At 60.1% G+C, this 18,539-nt stretch carries 16 protein-coding genes, 1 tRNA gene and 1 pseudogene; 11 read left to right on the top strand and 7 right to left on the bottom strand.

All coding sequences use genetic code 11. From position 1 onward, the window contains the following. The first annotated feature begins 12 nt into the window (after nucleotides 1-12). From gpmI to PMI34_RS21040, 5 genes are all read left to right on the top strand, one after another. Nucleotides 13-1,542 (top strand): 2,3-bisphosphoglycerate-independent phosphoglycerate mutase, encoded by a 1,530-nt coding sequence (gpmI, locus tag PMI34_RS21020; RefSeq protein WP_008047727.1) that lies wholly within the window; start codon nucleotides 13-15, stop codon nucleotides 1,540-1,542. Between the two features lie 244 nt (nucleotides 1,543-1,786). Next, a complete protein-coding gene (locus PMI34_RS21025) occupies nucleotides 1,787-3,082 on the top strand; it encodes a murein hydrolase activator EnvC family protein (protein WP_008047725.1) in 1,296 nt (431 codons plus the stop codon). A 31-nt stretch (nucleotides 3,083-3,113) separates the two neighbouring features. Next, the gene (locus PMI34_RS21030; protein ID WP_008047723.1) at nucleotides 3,114-4,433 is read left to right on the top strand and encodes a S41 family peptidase; all 1,320 of its coding nucleotides are present in this window, start codon (nucleotides 3,114-3,116) and stop codon (nucleotides 4,431-4,433) included. 1 nt (nucleotide 4,434) lies between these two features. Then, nucleotides 4,435-5,226: a divergent polysaccharide deacetylase family protein gene (locus tag PMI34_RS21035; RefSeq protein WP_008047721.1), complete on the top strand. Its 792-nt coding sequence runs from the start codon at nucleotides 4,435-4,437 to the stop codon at nucleotides 5,224-5,226. Nucleotides 5,227-5,330: 104 nt separating this feature from the next. Next, nucleotides 5,331-6,572 (top strand): trypsin-like serine peptidase, encoded by a 1,242-nt coding sequence (locus PMI34_RS21040; RefSeq protein ID WP_008047719.1) that lies wholly within the window; start codon nucleotides 5,331-5,333, stop codon nucleotides 6,570-6,572. Here PMI34_RS21040 and PMI34_RS21045 read toward each other — a convergent pair whose 3' ends face one another. The 7 genes from PMI34_RS21045 to PMI34_RS21075 form a co-directional block, all read right to left on the bottom strand. Continuing rightward, a complete protein-coding gene (locus tag PMI34_RS21045; RefSeq protein ID WP_008047717.1) occupies nucleotides 6,573-7,328 on the bottom strand; it encodes a substrate-binding periplasmic protein in 756 nt (251 codons plus the stop codon). 78 nt (nucleotides 7,329-7,406) lie between these two features. After that, nucleotides 7,407-8,177: an imidazole glycerol phosphate synthase subunit HisF gene (hisF, locus tag PMI34_RS21050; protein WP_007972752.1), complete on the bottom strand. Its 771-nt coding sequence runs from the start codon at nucleotides 8,175-8,177 to the stop codon at nucleotides 7,407-7,409. An 88-nt stretch (nucleotides 8,178-8,265) separates the two neighbouring features. After that, nucleotides 8,266-9,015, bottom strand: a complete 750-nt coding sequence (gene hisA / locus PMI34_RS21055; protein ID WP_008047715.1) for a 1-(5-phosphoribosyl)-5-[(5-phosphoribosylamino)methylideneamino]imidazole-4-carboxamide isomerase — start codon at nucleotides 9,013-9,015, stop codon at nucleotides 8,266-8,268. A gap of 101 nt (nucleotides 9,016-9,116) precedes the next feature. Then, nucleotides 9,117-9,374 (bottom strand): DUF2164 domain-containing protein, encoded by a 258-nt coding sequence (locus PMI34_RS21060; RefSeq protein ID WP_007989200.1) that lies wholly within the window; start codon nucleotides 9,372-9,374, stop codon nucleotides 9,117-9,119. Then, nucleotides 9,375-10,013: an imidazole glycerol phosphate synthase subunit HisH gene (gene hisH, locus PMI34_RS21065; RefSeq protein ID WP_008047713.1), complete on the bottom strand. Its 639-nt coding sequence runs from the start codon at nucleotides 10,011-10,013 to the stop codon at nucleotides 9,375-9,377. It lies immediately after the preceding gene. After that, a complete protein-coding gene (gene hisB / locus PMI34_RS21070) occupies nucleotides 10,013-10,606 on the bottom strand; it encodes an imidazoleglycerol-phosphate dehydratase HisB (RefSeq protein WP_003218037.1) in 594 nt (197 codons plus the stop codon). Before hisB ends, hisH begins: the two co-directional genes overlap by 1 nt. 268 nt (nucleotides 10,607-10,874) lie before the next feature. Next, on the bottom strand, nucleotides 10,875-12,539 hold the full coding sequence (locus tag PMI34_RS21075) for an OFA family MFS transporter (RefSeq protein WP_008047710.1): 1,665 nt from the start codon (nucleotides 12,537-12,539) through the stop codon (nucleotides 10,875-10,877). Between the two features lie 231 nt (nucleotides 12,540-12,770). On the opposite strand from PMI34_RS21075, the gene PMI34_RS21080 reads away from it, so the two are divergent. From PMI34_RS21080 to PMI34_RS21105, 6 genes and pseudogenes are all read left to right on the top strand, one after another. Further along, on the top strand, nucleotides 12,771-13,175 hold the full coding sequence (locus PMI34_RS21080) for an acetyl-CoA sensor PanZ family protein (protein WP_008047709.1): 405 nt from the start codon (nucleotides 12,771-12,773) through the stop codon (nucleotides 13,173-13,175). Nucleotides 13,176-13,253: 78 nt separating this feature from the next. Beyond that, a complete protein-coding gene (locus PMI34_RS21085) occupies nucleotides 13,254-15,485 on the top strand; it encodes an AsmA family protein (protein ID WP_008047707.1) in 2,232 nt (743 codons plus the stop codon). Then, nucleotides 15,482-16,549, top strand: a complete 1,068-nt coding sequence (gene mutY / locus PMI34_RS21090) for an A/G-specific adenine glycosylase (RefSeq protein ID WP_008047705.1) — start codon at nucleotides 15,482-15,484, stop codon at nucleotides 16,547-16,549. Before PMI34_RS21085 ends, mutY begins: the two co-directional genes overlap by 4 nt. After that, complete coding sequence (locus PMI34_RS21095) at nucleotides 16,546-16,818, top strand: oxidative damage protection protein (RefSeq protein WP_007989188.1); 273 nt, start codon at nucleotides 16,546-16,548, stop codon at nucleotides 16,816-16,818. The genes mutY and PMI34_RS21095 overlap by 4 nt, the downstream gene beginning before the upstream one ends. 102 nt (nucleotides 16,819-16,920) lie before the next feature. Beyond that, nucleotides 16,921-16,996, top strand: a tRNA-Phe gene (locus PMI34_RS21100). A 207-nt stretch (nucleotides 16,997-17,203) separates the two neighbouring features. Then, nucleotides 17,204-18,539: pseudogene (locus PMI34_RS21105) on the top strand (hypothetical protein); the annotation flags it as partial.

Raw genomic sequence — 18,539 nt, 5'->3', positions numbered from 1 at the left:
CGAGTGGATTCCATGACTACCACGCCTAAACCTTTGGTCCTGATGATTCTCGACGGCTTCGGTCACAGTGACAGCCCCGAATCCAACGCCATTTTCGCGGCGAAGAAGCCTGTACTGGACCGCTTGTGGGCCACCGTGCCGAACGGCCTGATCTCGGGCAGCGGCATGGACGTCGGCCTGCCGGATGGCCAGATGGGCAACTCCGAAGTCGGCCACATGAACCTGGGCGCCGGCCGCGTGGTGTATCAGGACTTCACTCGCGTGACCAAATCGATCCGCGACGGCGAGTTCTTCGAGAACCCGACCATCTGCGCAGCCGTGGACAAGGCCGTCGCCGCCGGCAAAGCCGTACACTTCATGGGCCTGCTATCCGATGGCGGCGTGCATAGCCACCAGGATCACCTGGTCGCCATGGCCGAACTGGCCTTCAAGCGCGGCGCACAAAACATCTACCTGCACGCCTTCCTCGACGGCCGCGACACGCCGCCGAAAAGCGCACAGTCGTCGATCGAACTGCTCGACGCGACCTTCCAGGCCCTGGGCAAAGGCCGGATCGCCAGCCTGATCGGCCGTTACTACGCCATGGACCGCGACAACCGTTGGGACCGCGTGTCCCAGGCCTACAACCTGATTGTCGATGGCCAGGGCGAATTCAACGCCGCCACCGCCCAGGAAGGCCTGCAAGCAGCCTACGAGCGCGGCGAGAGCGACGAATTCGTCAAAGCCACCTCCATCGGTGAGCCGGTAAAAGTCGAAGACGGCGATGCCGTGGTGTTCATGAACTTCCGCGCCGACCGCGCCCGCGAACTGACTCGCGTGTTCGTCGAAGACAACTTCAGTGAGTTCGAACGTGCCCGCCAGCCGAAACTGGCCGGTTTCGTCATGCTGACCCAATACGCCGCCAGCATTCCCGCACCGTCGGCTTTCGCTGCCGGCAGCCTGGAAAACGTGCTGGGCGACTACCTGGCGAAAAACGGCAAGACCCAGCTGCGTATTGCCGAAACCGAAAAATATGCCCACGTGACCTTCTTCTTCTCCGGCGGCCGCGAAGAACCGTTCCCGGGCGAAGAACGCATCCTGATTCCGTCGCCGAAAGTCGCTACCTATGACTTGCAGCCGGAAATGAGCGCACCTGAAGTCACCGACCGCATCGTCGACGCCATCGAAAACCAGCGTTACGACGTGATCGTGGTCAACTACGCCAACGGCGACATGGTCGGTCACAGCGGCGTGTTCAAAGCGGCGGTCAAGGCTGTTGAATGCCTGGACCTGTGCGTGGGCCGCATCGTCGATGCCCTGGAAAAAGTCGGCGGCGAAGCCTTGATCACCGCCGACCACGGCAACGTCGAGCAAATGTCCGATGAAACCACTGGCCAGGCGCACACTGCGCACACCACCGAGCCGGTGCCGTTCATCTATGTCGGCAAGCGCGACCTGAAGGTCCGCGAAGGTGGCGTGCTGGCGGACGTGGCACCGACCATGCTGAAGTTGCTGGGCCTTGAGCAACCGGCAGAAATGACCGGGAGTTCGATTCTGGTCTGATCCGACTCTCCAAAACACTGAAAATCCTGTGGGAGCTGGCTTGCCAGCGATAGCAATCTGACAGCCAACTTCTATGTTGAAACTCAGGCCGCAATCGCTGGCAAGCCAGCTCCTTTGTGGTGGTTTTGAAGACTAAATCTCCCCACATCTCTCTCCAGTTATCACACAGTCCCAATTGGGCATTTTTTTTGCCGCCCATGGCGGGCATACTAGGCCGTCCCTTTCCCTGGTGCCGCCCGCCCCTATGCTCCGCGTCCTGATAGCCCTAGCTCTGACTTGCCTGCTCCAACCGGCCTTTGCTGACGAGCGCGCAGATACCCAACAACAGTTGGACGCCACGCGTCAGGACATTGCCGAGCTGAAAAAGCTGCTGGGCAAGCTGCAGGAAGAAAAGTCCGGCGTGCAGAAAGAGCTCAAGGGCACCGAAACCGAAATGGGCAAGCTCGAGAAGCAGGTCGACGCCCTGCAAAAAGAGCTGAAGAAAAGCGAAGCCGAGCTGCAGCGACTCGATGCGGAGAAAAAAAAACTCCAGAGCGCGCGCATTGAACAGCAACGACTGATCGCCATTCAAGCCCGGGCGGCCTACCAGAACGGTCGCCAGGAATACCTCAAGCTGCTGCTCAACCAGCAGAATCCGGAAAGATTCGCCCGTACCCTCACCTATTACGACTACCTGAGCCAGGCTCGCCTGGAACAGCTGAAGAACTTCAACGAAACCCTGCGCCAACTGTCCAATGTCGAGAAAGACATCGCCATGCAGCAGGCGCAACTGCTGGTGCAGCAGAGCAGCCTCGACACCCAGCGTGACGAGCTCGAGAAAGTCCGCAAGGAGCGCCAGCAAGTCCTGGCCAAGCTCAACGACGACGTAAAGGCTCGCGATCAGAAACTGGCGGCGCGCGAGCAGGATCAGGCAGACCTGTCTAAAGTCCTTAAAACCATTGAAGAAACCCTGGCCCGCCAGGCCCGTGAGGCAGAAGAAGCGCGACAAAAAGCGCTGATTGCCCAGCAGGAAGCCGAAAAAAAGCGTTTACGTGAGGCCCAGGCGCAGGCAGATGCCAGCGACGACGCCCCACGCAAACCGGTCAGATCGACACCTGGCGCACTGGTTTCCAGTTCCGGCGAGACCTTTGGCGGCCCGTTTGCGTCAACCCGCGGCAAACTTCCCTGGCCTGTCGATGGTCGACTGCTGGCGCGCTACGGTGAAAGCCGTGGCGACGATGCCCGGACCAAGTGGGATGGCGTGATGATCGGCGCGTCTGCCGGTAGCACCGTGCATGCGGTGCATGGTGGTCGCGTAGTGTTTGCCGACTGGCTGCGAGGCGCCGGGTTGCTGGTGATCCTCGACCACGGCAACGGTTTTTTGAGTCTTTATGGTCACAACCAGACGCTGCTCAAGTCTGCAGGTGATGTGGTTAAAGCCGGTGAGTCCATCTCCACTGTGGGTAGCAGTGGCGGACAAGATACACCGGCATTGTATTTTGCGATTCGTCAGCAGGGTCACCCGAGTGATCCGGCACAATGGTGCCGCGCGCAAGGATAAGCGCGTTACCTAATTCAGGAGTTTGTTAGACATGCTGCATTTGTCCCGCCTTACCTCGCTGGCCCTGACGATCGCCCTGGTGATCGGAGCGCCTCTGGCGTTTGCCGCTCAACCAGCGCCGGCGGTTGCGCCTGCGGGCACTGCCGCGACCACCAAGGCGCCACTGCCGCTGGATGAGTTGCGCACCTTTGCCGAGGTGATGGACCGGATCAAGGCCGCTTATGTCGAACCGGTGGACGACAAGACCCTGCTGGAAAACGCCATCAAGGGCATGCTCAGCAACCTCGATCCGCATTCTGCCTACCTCGGTCCTGAAGATTTCGCCGAGTTGCAGGAAAGCACCAGCGGTGAATTCGGCGGCCTGGGCATCGAAGTCGGTGCCGAAGACGGCTTCATCAAGGTGGTGTCGCCCATTGACGACACTCCGGCCTCCAAGGCCGGCATCCAGGCCGGCGACTTCATCGTCAAGATCAACGGCCAGCCGACTCGCGGCCAGAGCATGACCGAAGCCGTGGACAAGATGCGCGGCAAGATCGGCCAGAAAATCACCCTGACCCTGGTGCGCGACGGCGGCACGCCATTCGACGTGACCCTGTCCCGCGCCGTCATCCAGGTCAAGAGCGTGAAGAGCCAGTTGCTGGAATCGGGCTACGGCTACATTCGCATCACCCAGTTCCAGGTCAAGACCGGCGAAGAAGTTTCCAAGGCCTTGGCCAAGCTGCGCAAGGACAACGGCAAGAAGCTCAAGGGCATCATTCTTGACCTGCGCAACAACCCGGGCGGGGTGTTGCAAGCGGCGGTGGAAGTGGTCGACCACTTCATCACAAAGGGCCTGATCGTTTACACCAAGGGCCGAATCGCCAACTCCGAGCTGCGTTTCTCTGCCACCGGCAAGGACGAAAGCGAAGCCGTGCCAATGGTCGTGCTGATCAACGGCGGCAGCGCCTCGGCTTCGGAAATTGTCGCCGGTGCCCTGCAGGACCAGAAACGCGCAGTCGTCATGGGCACCACCAGCTTCGGCAAAGGTTCGGTACAAACCGTGCTGCCGCTGAACAACGAGCGCGCATTGAAGATCACCACGGCGCTGTATTACACGCCGAACGGTCGCTCCATCCAGGCTCAGGGCATCGTGCCGGACATCGAAGTACGCAAGGCCAAGATCACCAGCGAGCAAGACAGCGATTACTTCAAGGAAGCCGACTTGCAGGGCCACCTGGGCAACGGCAACGGCGGCGCCGACAAACCGACCGGCTCCAGCGGCAAAGCCAAGCCGATGCCGCAGGACGATGATTACCAATTGGCCCAGGCCCTGAGCCTGCTCAAAGGACTGAGCATCACGTCCGGCCGTTGAGATGTTTCTGCGGTTACTGATCGGTCTGTTGTTTTGTCTGGCGGGTGTTGCTCACGCAGAACCCGCCGGATCGACGCCCCACAAAGCCTACCTGAGCCTGATCATCGATGACCTGGGGCAGAACCTGCCCCGGGATCGTCGCGTGCTGGCCCTGCCTGGCCCTGTGACCACGGCAATCATGCCCGACACGCCCCACGCCACCGAATTCGCCCGCGAAGCCCATCGCGCCGGCAAGATCGTCATCCTGCACATGCCCATGGACCCGGCCACCGGACCGTTCGCCTGGCATCCCGAGTTGCCCGTCGATGAGCTGGAAAAACGCCTGGACGCCGCGTTAAAAATGGTCCCGTACACCAGCGGCATCAACAATCACATGGGCAGTCGCATGACCGCACAGCCAGCCGCCATGGCGTGGTTGATGGCGGATTTGCAGCGCCGGCATAAATTCTTCGTCGACAGCCGCACCAGCGCCCAGACCGTAGCCGCGGCCCAAGCCCAGAAGATCGGTTTGGCGAGTGTTTCACGGGATGTGTTTCTCGACGATGAGCGTACTGAGGCTGCGATCTTCACTCAGTTGCAGATAGCGATCAGCCTTGCGCACAAGCAAGGCTCGGCGGTGATGATCGGGCATCCGTATCCACAGACACTTTCGGTGCTGGAGCGCGAATTGCCCAAGCTCAAGGCTCAGGGCATCGAGTGGATTGATATCCGGCAGATGATCAGTGTGCGCGGCAATCGGGCGACCGCAGCTCACGGCAAGGATGGCCAGTACCGCCTCCCGACCGCGCGGTAATTCTTCGCCGCCCACTCCATTTCGCGATAACTATTTATACCTGTCGGCACACAGACGCGTGCCACGATAGCGCTCACCCCGAATTTCATCACCAAGGAATGGATATGAAATACCTCAGCTTCTTTTGCCTCACGGGCCTGATTGGCCTGATCGCTACTTCCGCAGCACAGGCCCGCGACTTGGGCGAAGGCGCCGTCAACGACTCACCGTCAAGAGCACTGCAAAATAGCGAACATTTTTACGAAATCTGGAGCGGCGTGGGACGACTCAGCCTCCAATCGGGCGAAACTTGCAGCGCCGTTTTACTGGACACGCGAGACAGGCAAGGCCGAGCCACCGGCCCTGCTTACCTGCTTACCAGCGGTCATTGCGTGTACTTTGAATACGGTTCGGCGCGGACCAATCTGCCTTTTGAAGCCAGCATCACCTTCCACTACTTTTATGACATGCCACAGCGTAAGCGCCAATACGCCATCCGAACGGCCCGATGGAGCAGTCTGGTCGGGACCGATCTTGCAGTACTCGAAGTCGACGCGACATTGGCGTCGCTGATACAGGCCGGGGTCAACCCGCTCAAGCTGGCGTCCCATCAAACCTACGAGAGTCAGGATGCACTTAACGTTGGCGCGCCGGGTGGCTTTGCCGAAGATGGGCTTCGATTGAGTGCCTGCGTTGAACAAACCGCCGGAACGTTCATCGATCACCCCGGAGTGTTCCCTTTGGCCATGAAAAACAACTGCGACCTTCACGCTGGCAGCTCCGGTAGCCCGATGCTGAACCGCCGCACCAATGAAATCACCGGCATCGTCAGTAAAATCGCGATGTGGCGCAATATCCCGGTGCCGCCCGATTGTGAGCATTCGACGTCTTGCACGGCTGCGCGTATCAACTACAGCTACTCGGCCAACTTCCTGCACAAGTGCTTTATTGACGGCGTCTTCACCCCCGATGGGGCGGATTGTTCATTGGAGCCGGTCGAGCTGACTGTCATGGAGCCCTGGAAACTCAAGTCATACGTTCATAGAACGCAAAACGCGGTTGGGCAGATCGTATTGCCTACGTGGGACTTCAGGTTCTCCCTCGAGGCGCCCTTCTATCGCTATAAAACGGTCCATAACGCTCGGGATTGTCAGGTGCCAGGTAACTATAGCGCCGCGATCAGCACTGAAGATGCTTACATCAATACTGAGATCGGCCCACAAAGCGGCGCATCTGCGCTCTGCATTATTGGTGTCACCTCAGGGGAACAGCAGCTGACAAGGGCGACATTGAACAACGTGTTTACAAGTGCCGTGTACTTGAGCGCGACACCGGACACTCCGTCTCAGGCTGTATCGAAGCGATGATTACAGATACCGCGCCATGATGTCATCCACCACGCCTTCCTTGCGCAGCTGATCCAGTGCCGCTTGCAGCTTGGCCACGACCTCATCCGGCACATCTTTATTCAACGCCAGGTACAACTCGGCACTGTTGAAGCGCAGTACGGTTCTCAACCCGTTGACTCCTTCCTGGCGCGCCAGATAGCGCCCGGCCGGGTCACCGGTGGCCCACAGGTCGATCTGGCCGTTGACCAGTTTCCTGGCGTTATCCTGATCGCGCAACACAACGATCGGGTTGAGGCCTTGCTTGGCCAGCGTCTCGGCAATCGCGTCGCCCTTATAGGCGCCGATCTTGTATTTGCGCGCGTCATTCAAGGTTTCGAGGGTGATCTTGCTGTCGGCCCTGGCCAGCATGATCCAGTCGTCCGGGCCAATCGGGCCGACCCATTTGAAGAGTTTTTCGCGATCCGGCAGGCGCGCCATGACGAATACGCCGTAACCGGGTTTTTCCAGGGTGAGTTTGTAGATTCGCTCCCAAGGGAAACGCAGCGTCAGGCTGTAGGTAATATCGGCGCGCTTGAATATCTCGCGAACGATATCGGTGGCGATGCCATTGATGTTCTCGTCCTGAGCGAAGTTCTTGCCGTTCTTCGCCATGTTGTACGGCGGGAAGTTCTCCGTCAGCAACACCAGGTCGGTATCGGGGCTGTCTTTAGCGTTTGCTCCGTTGATCAACAACAGAGAAGCGCTGGCAAGGACGAGAAGAAAGCGTTTAAGCATGTCTGGCTACCGAAATCCATGGCGTCCCCAAGAGTGCCTTGGGGACGTCATGGTGTCCACTGGCCTGTACCGGTTTGTTTAACGCATCACGATTCCGCGATGGGCCATATAGGCCTTGGCTTCCTGCACCGTGTATTCGCCGAAGTGGAAAATACTCGCCGCCAGTACCGCGCTGGCGTGGCCTTCGATAATGCCGTCGGCCAGGTGTTGCAGGTTGCCGACACCGCCGGAGGCGATCACCGGAATGCCCAGCGCATCGCTGATGGCGCGGGTGACGCCCAGGTCGAAACCGTTTTTCATACCGTCCTGGTCCATGCTGGTCAGCAGGATTTCGCCGGCACCCAGGCCTTCCATTTTCTTCGCCCACTCAACGGCGTCGAGGCCGGTTGGCTTGCGACCGCCATGGGTGAAGATTTCCCAGCGCGGGGTTTCGCCCGGTCCGGAAACCTTCTTCGCATCGATAGCCACCACGATGCATTGCGAACCGAAATGCTGCGCGGCTTCGCCGACGAACTCCGGGTTGAACACCGCGGCGGTGTTGATCGAAACCTTGTCCGCACCGGCATTGAGCAGATTGCGGATGTCCTGCACGGTACGCACGCCACCGCCCACGGTCAGCGGGATGAACACCTGGCTGGCCATGCGCTCGACGGTGTGCAACGTGGTATCGCGGCCGTCGACGCTGGCGGTGATGTCGAGAAAGGTAATCTCGTCTGCGCCCTGCTCGTCGTAGCGACGTGCGATTTCCACCGGGTCACCGGCGTCGCGGATGTTTTCGAATTTCACACCCTTGACCACCCGGCCGTTGTCCACGTCCAGGCAAGGGATGATGCGCTTGGCTAACGCCATAAGACTTAATCTCCGATTAAGAAGCTTCAAGCTTCAAGCTGCAAGAAAGAGCGGATCGCGGTCGCGCTTCTAACTTGCAGCTTGCAGCTTATGGCTTGGAGCTGGCCGCGTAGCTATCGCAGAACGCCTGAGCTTCTGCCACATCCAGCGTGCCCTCATAAATCGCGCGGCCTGTGATCGCACCGATGATGCCCGGCGCCCTGGCGTCGAGCAGGGTCTTGATGTCGCCCAGGTTGTGGATGCCGCCGGAAGCGATCACCGGGATCTTTGTTGCAGCAGCCAGTGCCGCGGTGAACGGTACGTTGCAGCCCTGCATCATGCCGTCTTTGGCGATGTCGGTATAAACGATCGAAGACACGCCGTCTGCTTCAAACTGCTTGGCCAGGTCGATCACCTGGATGGTGCTGATTTCAGCCCAGCCGTCAGTGGCGACAAAACCGTCCTTGGCATCCAGGCCCACGATGATTTTGCCCGGGAACGCGCGGCAGGCTTCGGCGACGAAGGCTGGATCTTTCACGGCCTTGGTGCCGATGATCACGTAGCTCACGCCCGCTTTCACGTAGTGCTCGATGGTTTCCAGGGAGCGGATACCGCCGCCGATCTGGATCGGCAGGTTCGGATAACGCTTGGCGATGGCGGTGACCACCTCGCCGTTGACCGGCTGGCCTTCGAAGGCGCCGTTCAGGTCGACCAGATGCAGACGGCGGCAACCGCCCTCCACCCACTTGGCAGCCATGCTCACCGGGTCATCGGAGAACACCGTGGAATCTTCCATACGGCCCTGGCGCAGACGAACACAGGCACCGTCTTTAAGATCGATAGCGGGAATAATCAGCATGCTTTTTCCTTCGTCAAAAGAGCGGCAAGCTGCAAGCGACAAGCTGCGAGCATGCGGTGTACCAATTCTTGCAGCTTGAAGCTTGCGGCTTGAAGCTGCTCCTAATTTTTTTCGAGCGCCCACAGGTCGCTTTCGATGCTTTCGAACCTCTCCTTGAGATGCGCCTGCACATCGAAAATCGCCCTGTTGTAATAGTGCGGAGCAATTTCACGGGTAAACAGCTCAAGAATCTCCGCCGCCTCGAACGAGCCGAGGTCGAGTTCGAAGCGGTCTTCCATGAAACGCTTGATCTTGCGATTGGCCTCGCTCTCCTGCTCGGGAGTGAGGGTCAGGATCGGCGGTTTCTTCTTGACGGCCATTTACCAGCGACCGTCCCACGCAGCGAAGTTCTGCAGCAACTGCAGGCCATGGGTATGGCTTTTCTCCGGGTGGAACTGCACGGCGAAACGCGAGCCTTCGGCCAGCGCCGCGGCGAAATCGACACCGTAGTGACCGCCACCCACCACCTGCCGCGCGTTGGCGGCAGCGATGTAGTAGCTGTGCACGAAGTAGAACCGCGCCATGTCCGGAATGTCGTGCCACAGCGGGTGACTGACCTTCTGCTTCACTTCGTTCCAGCCCATGTGCGGGACTTTCAGGTGTTCGCCGTCTTCGACCAGATCCTTGCCGAAGAACTTCACCGCGCCCGGGAACAGGCCGATGCAGTCGACGCCGTCGTTCTCCTCGCTGGTATCGAGCAAGGCTTGCATGCCCACGCAGATGCCGAGGAACGGACGGTCCTGGCTGACTTCACGCACCAGCGAATCGAAGCCGAGACGACGGATCTCCGCCATGCAATCGCGAATCGCGCCGACGCCGGGGAAAACCACCCGGTCGGCTTCGCGAATCACGTTCGCATCGCTGGTGATCAGCACCTTGCCGGCACCCACGTGCTCGAGGGCCTTGGCCACCGAGTGCAGGTTGCCCATGCCGTAATCGATAACCGCGACTGTCTGCATTACAGAACGCCCTTGGTCGATGGCATTTGCCCGGCCATGCGGTCATCGAGCTCGACGGCCATGCGCAGGGCGCGGCCGAAAGCCTTGAACACGGTTTCGATCTGGTGGTGGGTGTTGGTGCCACGCAGGTTGTCGATGTGCAGGCTGACCAATGCGTGGTTGACGAAGCCCTGGAAGAATTCCTGGAACAGGTCAACGTCGAAGCCGCCGACGGTGGCGCGGGTGTACGGAACATGCATCTGCAGGCCTGGACGGCCGGAGAAGTCGATCACCACGCGCGACAGCGCCTCATCGAGCGGCACGTAGGCGTGGCCGTAGCGACGGATGCCTTTCTTGTCGCCGATGGCTTTGGCAAACGCCTGGCCGAGGGTGATACCGACGTCTTCCACCGTGTGGTGGTCATCGATATGCAGGTCGCCCTTGCTGACAATATCCAGGTCGATCAACCCGTGACGGGCGATCTGGTCCAGCATGTGCTCAAGAAAAGGAACACCGATATCGAATCGGGCCTTTCCGGTGCCATCGAGGTTGATCGAGGCTTTGATCTGGGTTTCCAGAGTGTCGCGCTCGACAGACGCCTTACGTTCGGCCATCACCAGCTCCGCAAAATCATTGGGCGAAAAAGGCAGCCATTATAGGCTTGCGGGCGCCAAACAGAAACACGAGAGGTGATATCCCTGACGGAGTGAATCCGGTACAGCCGAGGGTGTACATGTCAGTACAAGCAGTCGAACGCAGTAATTGCACCCTATGGAGATCAAATGTGGGAGCGGGCTTGCTCGCGAAGGCGGATTGCCAGACACATACATGTCAACTGACACACCGCTTTCGCGAGCAAGCCCGCTCCCACAGGGACCTGCGCTAGTGGAAGAGTACCGCCGTCTTCTGCAAGGTCACCCACACACCCCACGCCAGCGGAATGCCCACCACCAGCCACGCCGCAATCGCCAGCGGCTTGGTGCCCGGCGCGGCTTTCCACTCCAGCGACGTACTGGCGTCAGCGCCTTTGTCATGGCCCAGCGCCTGTTCGGCAGCCAGTTCGGCGTCGGTCATGAAGTACTTGTCCGCCACCGGACGCACCAGCAGGTTGCACAGGAAACCCAGCACCAGCAGGCCGGCGAGGATGTACAGGGTGATGTCGTAGGCCGCCGCGCGCTCGACACCGATGCTCAGCTGATATTCACGCAGGTAGTTCACCAGCACCGGACCGAGCACGCCGGCAGCAGCCCACGCCGTCAGCAGGCGACCGTGAATCGCACCGACCATCTGCGTACCGAACAGGTCCGCCAGATACGCAGGAACAGTCGCGAAACCACCGCCATACATCGACAGGATGATGCAGAACGCCGCCACGAACAGCGCGATGCTGCCCAGGTGACCAAGGTTCGGAATCAGTCCGTACAGGGCAAAACCCAGGGCGAAGAAAACGAAGTAAGTGTTTTTACGGCCCAGGTAATCCGAGAACGAAGCCCAGAAGAAGCGCCCGCCGATGTTGAACAGGCTCAGCAAACCGGTGAAGCCGGCAGCGATGGCGGCGATCGAAGCCAGTTGCGAGGTGTCCAGTTGACCGAAGGCCAGGTCATTGCCCAGCAACTTGCCCGCGAACACTTCCTGCAACAGTGGCGACGCCATGCCGAGGATGCCGATACCAGCCGAAACGTTCAGGCACAGCACCAGCCACACCAGACGGAACTGCGGCGTCTTCCAGGCCACATTCACGTGAACATGACGATGAGTGATCATCGCGTTCGAGGCTTTTTTCACCGGGGCCGTCCATCCTTCAGGCTTCCAGCCGGTTGGCGGAACGCGGTAGGACAGCGCGCCACCGATCATGAACACGAAGTAGATCGCGGCCATCGCCAGGAAGCTCTGCCAGACGCCGACGCTGGTTGGCGAGGCGAAATGCCCCATCAGCGCCGTCGCCAGTGGAGCGCCGACCATTGCGCCGCCGCCGAAGCCCATGATCGCCATGCCCGTCGCCATGCCGCGCTTGTCCGGGAACCATTTGATCAGGGTCGATACCGGCGAAATGTAACCCAGGCCCAGGCCGATACCGCCGATGACCCCGGAGCCGATCCACATCAGCCAGATCTGATGGGTATACACCCCCAGCGCCGAAATCAGCAGGCCACCACACCAGCACAGCGCCGATACGACACCGGCCTTGCGCGGCCCGGCATGTTCCAGCCAGCCACCCCAGATGGCGGCCGAGCAACCCAGGAAGATGAAGAACAGGGTGTAGATCCAGCCGAGCATCGAGATCGGCCAGTCACACTGGGACGAAAAGACTTGTGCGATAAAACTCATGTCCGGTGCGCAGGCCACTGGAGCGGAGATGCCCAGCGCCTTGGACAGCGGCAACCAGAACACCGAAAAGCCGTAGGCCATGCCGATGCACAAGTGGATGGCCAACGCGGCCGGTGGCACCAGCCAACGATTGAAACCGGGCTTGGCGATGATCCGCTCCTTGGACAGGAACGCAGGCTGGTCGGCACTGAAGCCGTCCGCCGTGATGCTCGTGGTCATTGTGTATCCCCCAATTATCAGTATGGTTCGCCAGCCACGGCCCGCTCCCGGCCTTTATGCACGCAGGCATGACCGTTTTTTTGGTGGAGCACCTTGTTGCGCGACAATAGGTCGCAGAAGGACGGACGAACGGGCAAAGGTTACCATTTGCAAGTGACAGAAAAACCAAACTGACATCACCTTTTGTACGTCATCTGATCTCTATCGCTTCATGACCTCACAGGAATCACCATGCCGATCATTGTCGAGCCGCTGAACCAAGCCACTGCCCAGGATCGGCAGGATCTGGACAAGATCTACAGCGACGCCCCGGACTGGCTGTTCGCCCCGTTTGCCGGGGCCGCGCAATTGATCGAAGACTGTTTGCGCGACGGCACACTGATCGCCGGACGCTTCAATGATCGCCTGCTGGGCGCGGCCCGATTGCAGAGGCACCAAGACGCCTGGTACTTGTCCCAAATATGTGTACGAAAAATTACCCGTCGCCGTGGTGTTGCCGAGCGACTGGTCGCCGAAGCCCGAAAAATGGCCGCGCAATCGGGCATGCCCCTGCGCCTGCTGGCGCCTGCCGGGCATCTGGAGGCTCAGGCGCTGGCCGCCAAGCTGAAACTGCCGCTGGACGTATTGCCGGCTTGATCACTGACCGGTCGTCTGTTCGGGGGCGCTATACTCCTCGGCTAAATTTTGAATTCGACTAATTACAAGGACTCGCCCATGAAAGCGTTCGGCAAAATCCTGGGTCTGGTACTTCTCGGGCTGTTGCTGATCATTGTGGCGCTGGGCTTTGCCCTGACCCACCTCTTCGATCCCAACGACTACAAAGACGAGATCCGCCAGATTGCCCGCGACAAGGCCCACATCGAGCTGACGCTCAATGGCGATATCGGCTGGAGCCTGTTCCCCTGGCTGGGCCTGGAGCTGCACGACGCCAGTGTGGCGACCCTGATCAAGCCGACCGAGCCGTTTGCCGACTTGCAGATGCTCGGTCTGTCGGTGCGCGTACTGCCGCTGCTGCGCCGTGAAGTGCAAATGAGCGACGTGCGCGTCGAGGGCCTGAACCTGCGCCTGAACCGTGACAAGGACGGCCACGGCAATTGGGAAGACGTCGGCAAGGTGCCGGCGCCGGCCAACGCCGACACGACCAGTACTGCGCCCGCAGCGAGTGAACCTGCACCCGAAGCCAGCGTCGCGGCAGAAAAACCGCCGCAGCCGATCCGCCTGGACATCGACAGCCTGACCGTGAACAACGCACGGGTCGAATACAGCGACGAGAAAACCGGCAAGAGCTTCAGCGCCGAAAGCATCCAGTTGAGCACCGGTGCGGTTCACGACTCCGTTAACATTCCGCTCAAGCTCACGGCTTTCCTGTCAGCCAACCAGCCGGCACTGCGAGTGCGTACCGAGCTCAACGGTGAGGTGCGTATCGCGCGTGCACTGCAACGCTATCAGCTCGAAGACATGCGGTTCTCCGGTGAAGTGACCGGCGACCCGCTGCAAGGCAAGACCATGACGTTCTCCGCCCAGGGCCAGCTGGTGCTGGACAAGGCAGCCAATGTCGCCGAGTGGACCGGCATCAAGATCGCCGCCAACCAACTGCGGGCACTGGGTGAACTGAAGGTCAACGACCTCGACAAGACCCCACAGGTCAGCGGCGGCATCTCGATCGCCCAGTTCGACCTGGCGAAATTCGTTGACAGTATCGGCCAGAAACTCCCGGCCATGGCCGAAGGCAGCCTGAGCAAGGTCGAACTGGTCAGCCGTCTGGCGGCAACACCCACCAGCCTGGCGCTCGACAACTTCAACCTGAAAGTCGACGACAGCACCTTCAGCGGCCGCATTGCCGTCGAAGATTTCGCCAAGCAATCGCTGCGCGCAGTACTCAAGGCCGACACCTTCAATGTCGACCGTTACCTGCCACCGAAGTCCGCCGAGGCCAATAGTGCGACACAAGTGCGTCAGGCCGAAGTCGCCAGCACCGAAGCCGATGCCATGGCCGGCGCCGGCAGCACTCCGTTGCCGCCCGCGCCGACCAAGGACGCGTGGAGCAACGAGCGCCTGTTGCCCGTGGAACGCTTGAGCAAACTCGACGTGGACGCCGACCTGACCTTCGGCCAGTTGACCCTGCAAAAACTGCCGATCCATAACGCGGCACTCAAGGCCACCGGCCAGGGCGGCCTGCTGACGTTGGCCAACCTGCGCGGCGATCTGTACGAGGGCAACTTCGAAACCACCGGCACGCTCGATGTGCGCCAACCCGTGCCGGCGCTGAATCTGCAGACGAAGATCAACCGGGTACCGGCGGAAAAAATCCTCGAAAGCCAGGGCAAGAATCCGCCGGTCAAGGGCCTGGTGACGCTCAACAGCAGCCTGACCGGCAGCGGCAACAGCCAGAAAGCGTTGATCGAAACCCTCAACGGCAACGCCAGTTTCGTCATCAACAATGGCGTGCTGCTCAACGCCAACCTTGAACAACAGCTGTGCAAAGGCATCGCTACGCTCAATCGCAAAACCCTCGGCAGCGAGCCGCGGGGCAAGGACACGCCCTTCCAGGAGCTCAGGGGCAACCTGACCTTTCGTAATGGCGTGGCCAGCAACCCGGACCTGAAAGTGCGCATCCCGGGCATGACCGTCAACGGTGACGGTGATATCGATCTGCGAGTACTGGGCATGGACTACCGCGTCGGCATCATCGTCGAGGGCGATACCAGCGCCATGCCGGACCCGGCCTGTCAGGTCGGCGACAAGTTTGTCGGCATCGAGTGGCCACTGCGCTGCCGCGGCCCGCTGGAACTGGGCGCCAAGGCTTGCCGTGTGGATAACGACCGCATGAGCCAGGTCGCGGCCAAACGGGCCGGCGACCGGATCAGCGAAAAAATCGACGAGAAATGGGGCGACAAGGTCGACCCGAAACTGAAAGACGCGCTCAAGGAGCTGTTCAAGCGATGAGAGCCGAGCAGTTTTCAACGGCGGTGCTGGACTGGTTCGACCGCCACGGCCGGCACGATTTGCCATGGCAGCAGGACATCAACCCATACCGGGTATGGGTCTCGGAAATCATGTTGCAGCAAACCCAGGTCAGCACCGTGCTGAACTACTTTGACCGATTCATGGCTTCGCTGCCGACGGTCGAAGCCTTGGCGGCGGCACCGGAAGACGAAGTGCTGCACCTGTGGACGGGCCTGGGTTACTACACCCGCGCGCGCAATTTGCAGAAGACCGCGAAGATCGTCGTCGAGCAGTACGGCGGCGAATTCCCCCGGGACGTGGAAAAGCTCACTGATTTGCCGGGGATCGGCCTGTCCACCGCCGGCGCCATTGCCAGTATCAGCATGGGCCTGCGCGCGCCGATCCTCGATGGCAACGTCAAACGCGTGCTGGCGCGCTTTACCGCGCAAGAGGGCTACCCCGGTGAGCCGAAGGTCGCCAAACAGCTCTGGGCCAACGCTGAGCGCTTTACGCCGCAGACCCGCGTCAACGCCTACACCCAGGCGATGATGGACCTGGGGGCGACGCTCTGCACCCGCAGCAAACCGAGTTGCCTGCTGTGCCCACTGGAAAAGGGCTGCGAGGCGCACATGCTCGGCCTGGAAACCCGCTACCCGATCCCCAAGCCGCGCAAAGCCATCCCGCAGAAACGCACATTGATGCCGATGCTCGCCAACAACGACGGCGCGATCCTTCTGTACCGTCGCCCGTCCACGGGCCTGTGGGGCGGTTTGTGGAGCCTGCCGGAACTCGACGACCTCGACGACCTGCCGCACCTGGCATCGCAGCACTCGCTGGAACTGGGCACCCAACAGGCATTGCCAAGCCTGGTGCACACCTTCAGCCATTTTCAGCTATCCATCGAACCCTGGCTGGTTCAGGTCCAGGAGACCGGCCATCACATGGCCGAGGCTGACTGGCTCTGGTATAACCTCGCCACCCCGCCGCGCCTGGGCCTTGCCGCCCCGGTCAAAACCTTGCTCGAACGCGCGGCCGCCGTATTGAACGCAGGAGAGTCGTCATGACCCGCACCATCATGTGCCGCAAGTACAAAGAAGAATTGCCAGGCCTGGAGCGCGCTCCCTTCCCGGGCGCCAAAGGCCAGGACATTTTTGACCACGTCTCGCAAAAGGCCTGGGCCGACTGGCAGAAACACCAGACCCTGCTGATCAACGAAAAACGCCTGAACATGATGAACGCCGAAGATCGCAAATATCTTCAGGGCGAGATGGACAAGTACTTCTCCGGCGAGGATTACGCCAAGGCCGAAGGCTATGTGCCGCCGTCGGAATAACCCCGATTTATTGGGGGGCGGAACGTAAGCGACGGTAATAATTAAATTTTTTTGAAAACTTGCTTGACGACCCCCTGAAAAACCCGTTTAATGCGCCCCGTTGCCCAGATAGCTCAGTCGGTAGAGCAGGGGATTGAAAATCCCCGTGTCGGCGGTTCGATTCCGTCTCTGGGCACCAAATACCGAAAACCCTGAATCGAAAGATTCAGGGTTTTTTTATGCCTGCGATTTAATGGTCGCCGGACCACCTCCAGACCAAGCCACTCTCCACCCTGCCTTAACTCCCCCACCTGATACGTCCGACGAATGATGGCAATTTGACGCCATCGCTTTGCGCTGTAAACTGCCGGCCTCTTCCGTTTTCTTTGCGTAAAAGGAATTTGCAATGGCAACCCTGGGCGAAATCCGCGTCAACCCTACAACTGGCTATCATTCCGAGCCCTCCCTCACGGCCCTGAAAGATGGTGGTTACATCGTGGCGTGGAGCGATCAGGGAACAAGCTTTACCGATTACATCTATACCCAGCGCTATAACGCCAGTGGCGTGAAGGTAGGCGCACCAGCCCTCGTCAACAACGTTACCAACAGCGCACAGGAAGATCCCACCATTACCGCATTGGCCAACGGTGGCTACGTGGTCGCCTGGCAATCGGATACCTTCGACGACATGTCGGACATCGCCGCCCAGGTCTACAACGCCAATGGCGCCAAGGTTGGAAGTGAGTTCATCGTCAACACAACCAGAATCGGCATGCAGGACAGTGCGGAGATCACCGCGCTCAGCGACGGCGGTTTTGTGGTGTCGTGGTCTTCGTATGGTCAGGACGGCAGCGGCTGGGGCGGTTACCTGCAGCGCTATAACGCCAGCGGGGCAAAGGTAGGTGCAGAAACTCGCGTCTCTACCACCACTCAATACGACCAGGATGGCCCTACCGTCACCGGCCTCGCCGATGGCGGCATGATGGTGGTTTGGGAGGGCAACGGGACCGGCGATACATCCGGCATCTTCGGTCAACGGTTCAAGGTCGACGGCAGTAAGTCGGGCGGAGAAATTCGCATCAATACCAGGGTTGCCGACGATCAGACTGACCCCATGATCAAGGTGCTGAGTAGCGGTAACTATGTCGTCACCTGGCAATCAGCTCCCGACGATGGCGATGGTAATGACGAAACCGATGCCCCTGGCGACGTCTACGCGCAGCTTTTCAATGCCGCAGGCGTAAAAGTGGGTGCAGAAACCCGGGTGAACACCACCACCATTGGCAATCAGGAAGAGCCCAATGTCACCGCCATGACGGATGGCGGTTATCTGGTGACCTGGGCAGGCCAAGGCACCGGTGATGTAAATGGCATCTTTGCCCAACTCTTCAATGCCAGCGGTGTCAAGGTTGGTACCGAAACCCGCATCAACACCACCACTACCGGTAATCAATCGTTCGGCCAGGTTACAGCATTGACCGATGGCGGCTATGTGATTGCCTGGGAGTCCTATGGGGCGCATGGGCAAGTTGACGTCTATACCCAGCGCTTTGACGCGAACGGCAACAAGGTTTCCAGCCTGACAGGCGATGCCTTGGCCAACACCCTGACCTGGACCAGCGCCGGCAGCGTGATCATTGATGGCGGCGCGGGTAACGACACACTGACAGGTGGCCGCGCCAATGATCATCTGAACGGCGGCGTCGGCAATGACTCGCTTAACGGCGCTGCCGGTGCCGACC

The organism is Pseudomonas sp. GM74, assembly GCF_000282455.1.
Taxonomy (GTDB): domain Bacteria; phylum Pseudomonadota; class Gammaproteobacteria; order Pseudomonadales; family Pseudomonadaceae; genus Aquipseudomonas.
Note: the sequence above shows the minus strand (reverse complement) of the source record. Positions and strands in the feature narration are given on the sequence as shown.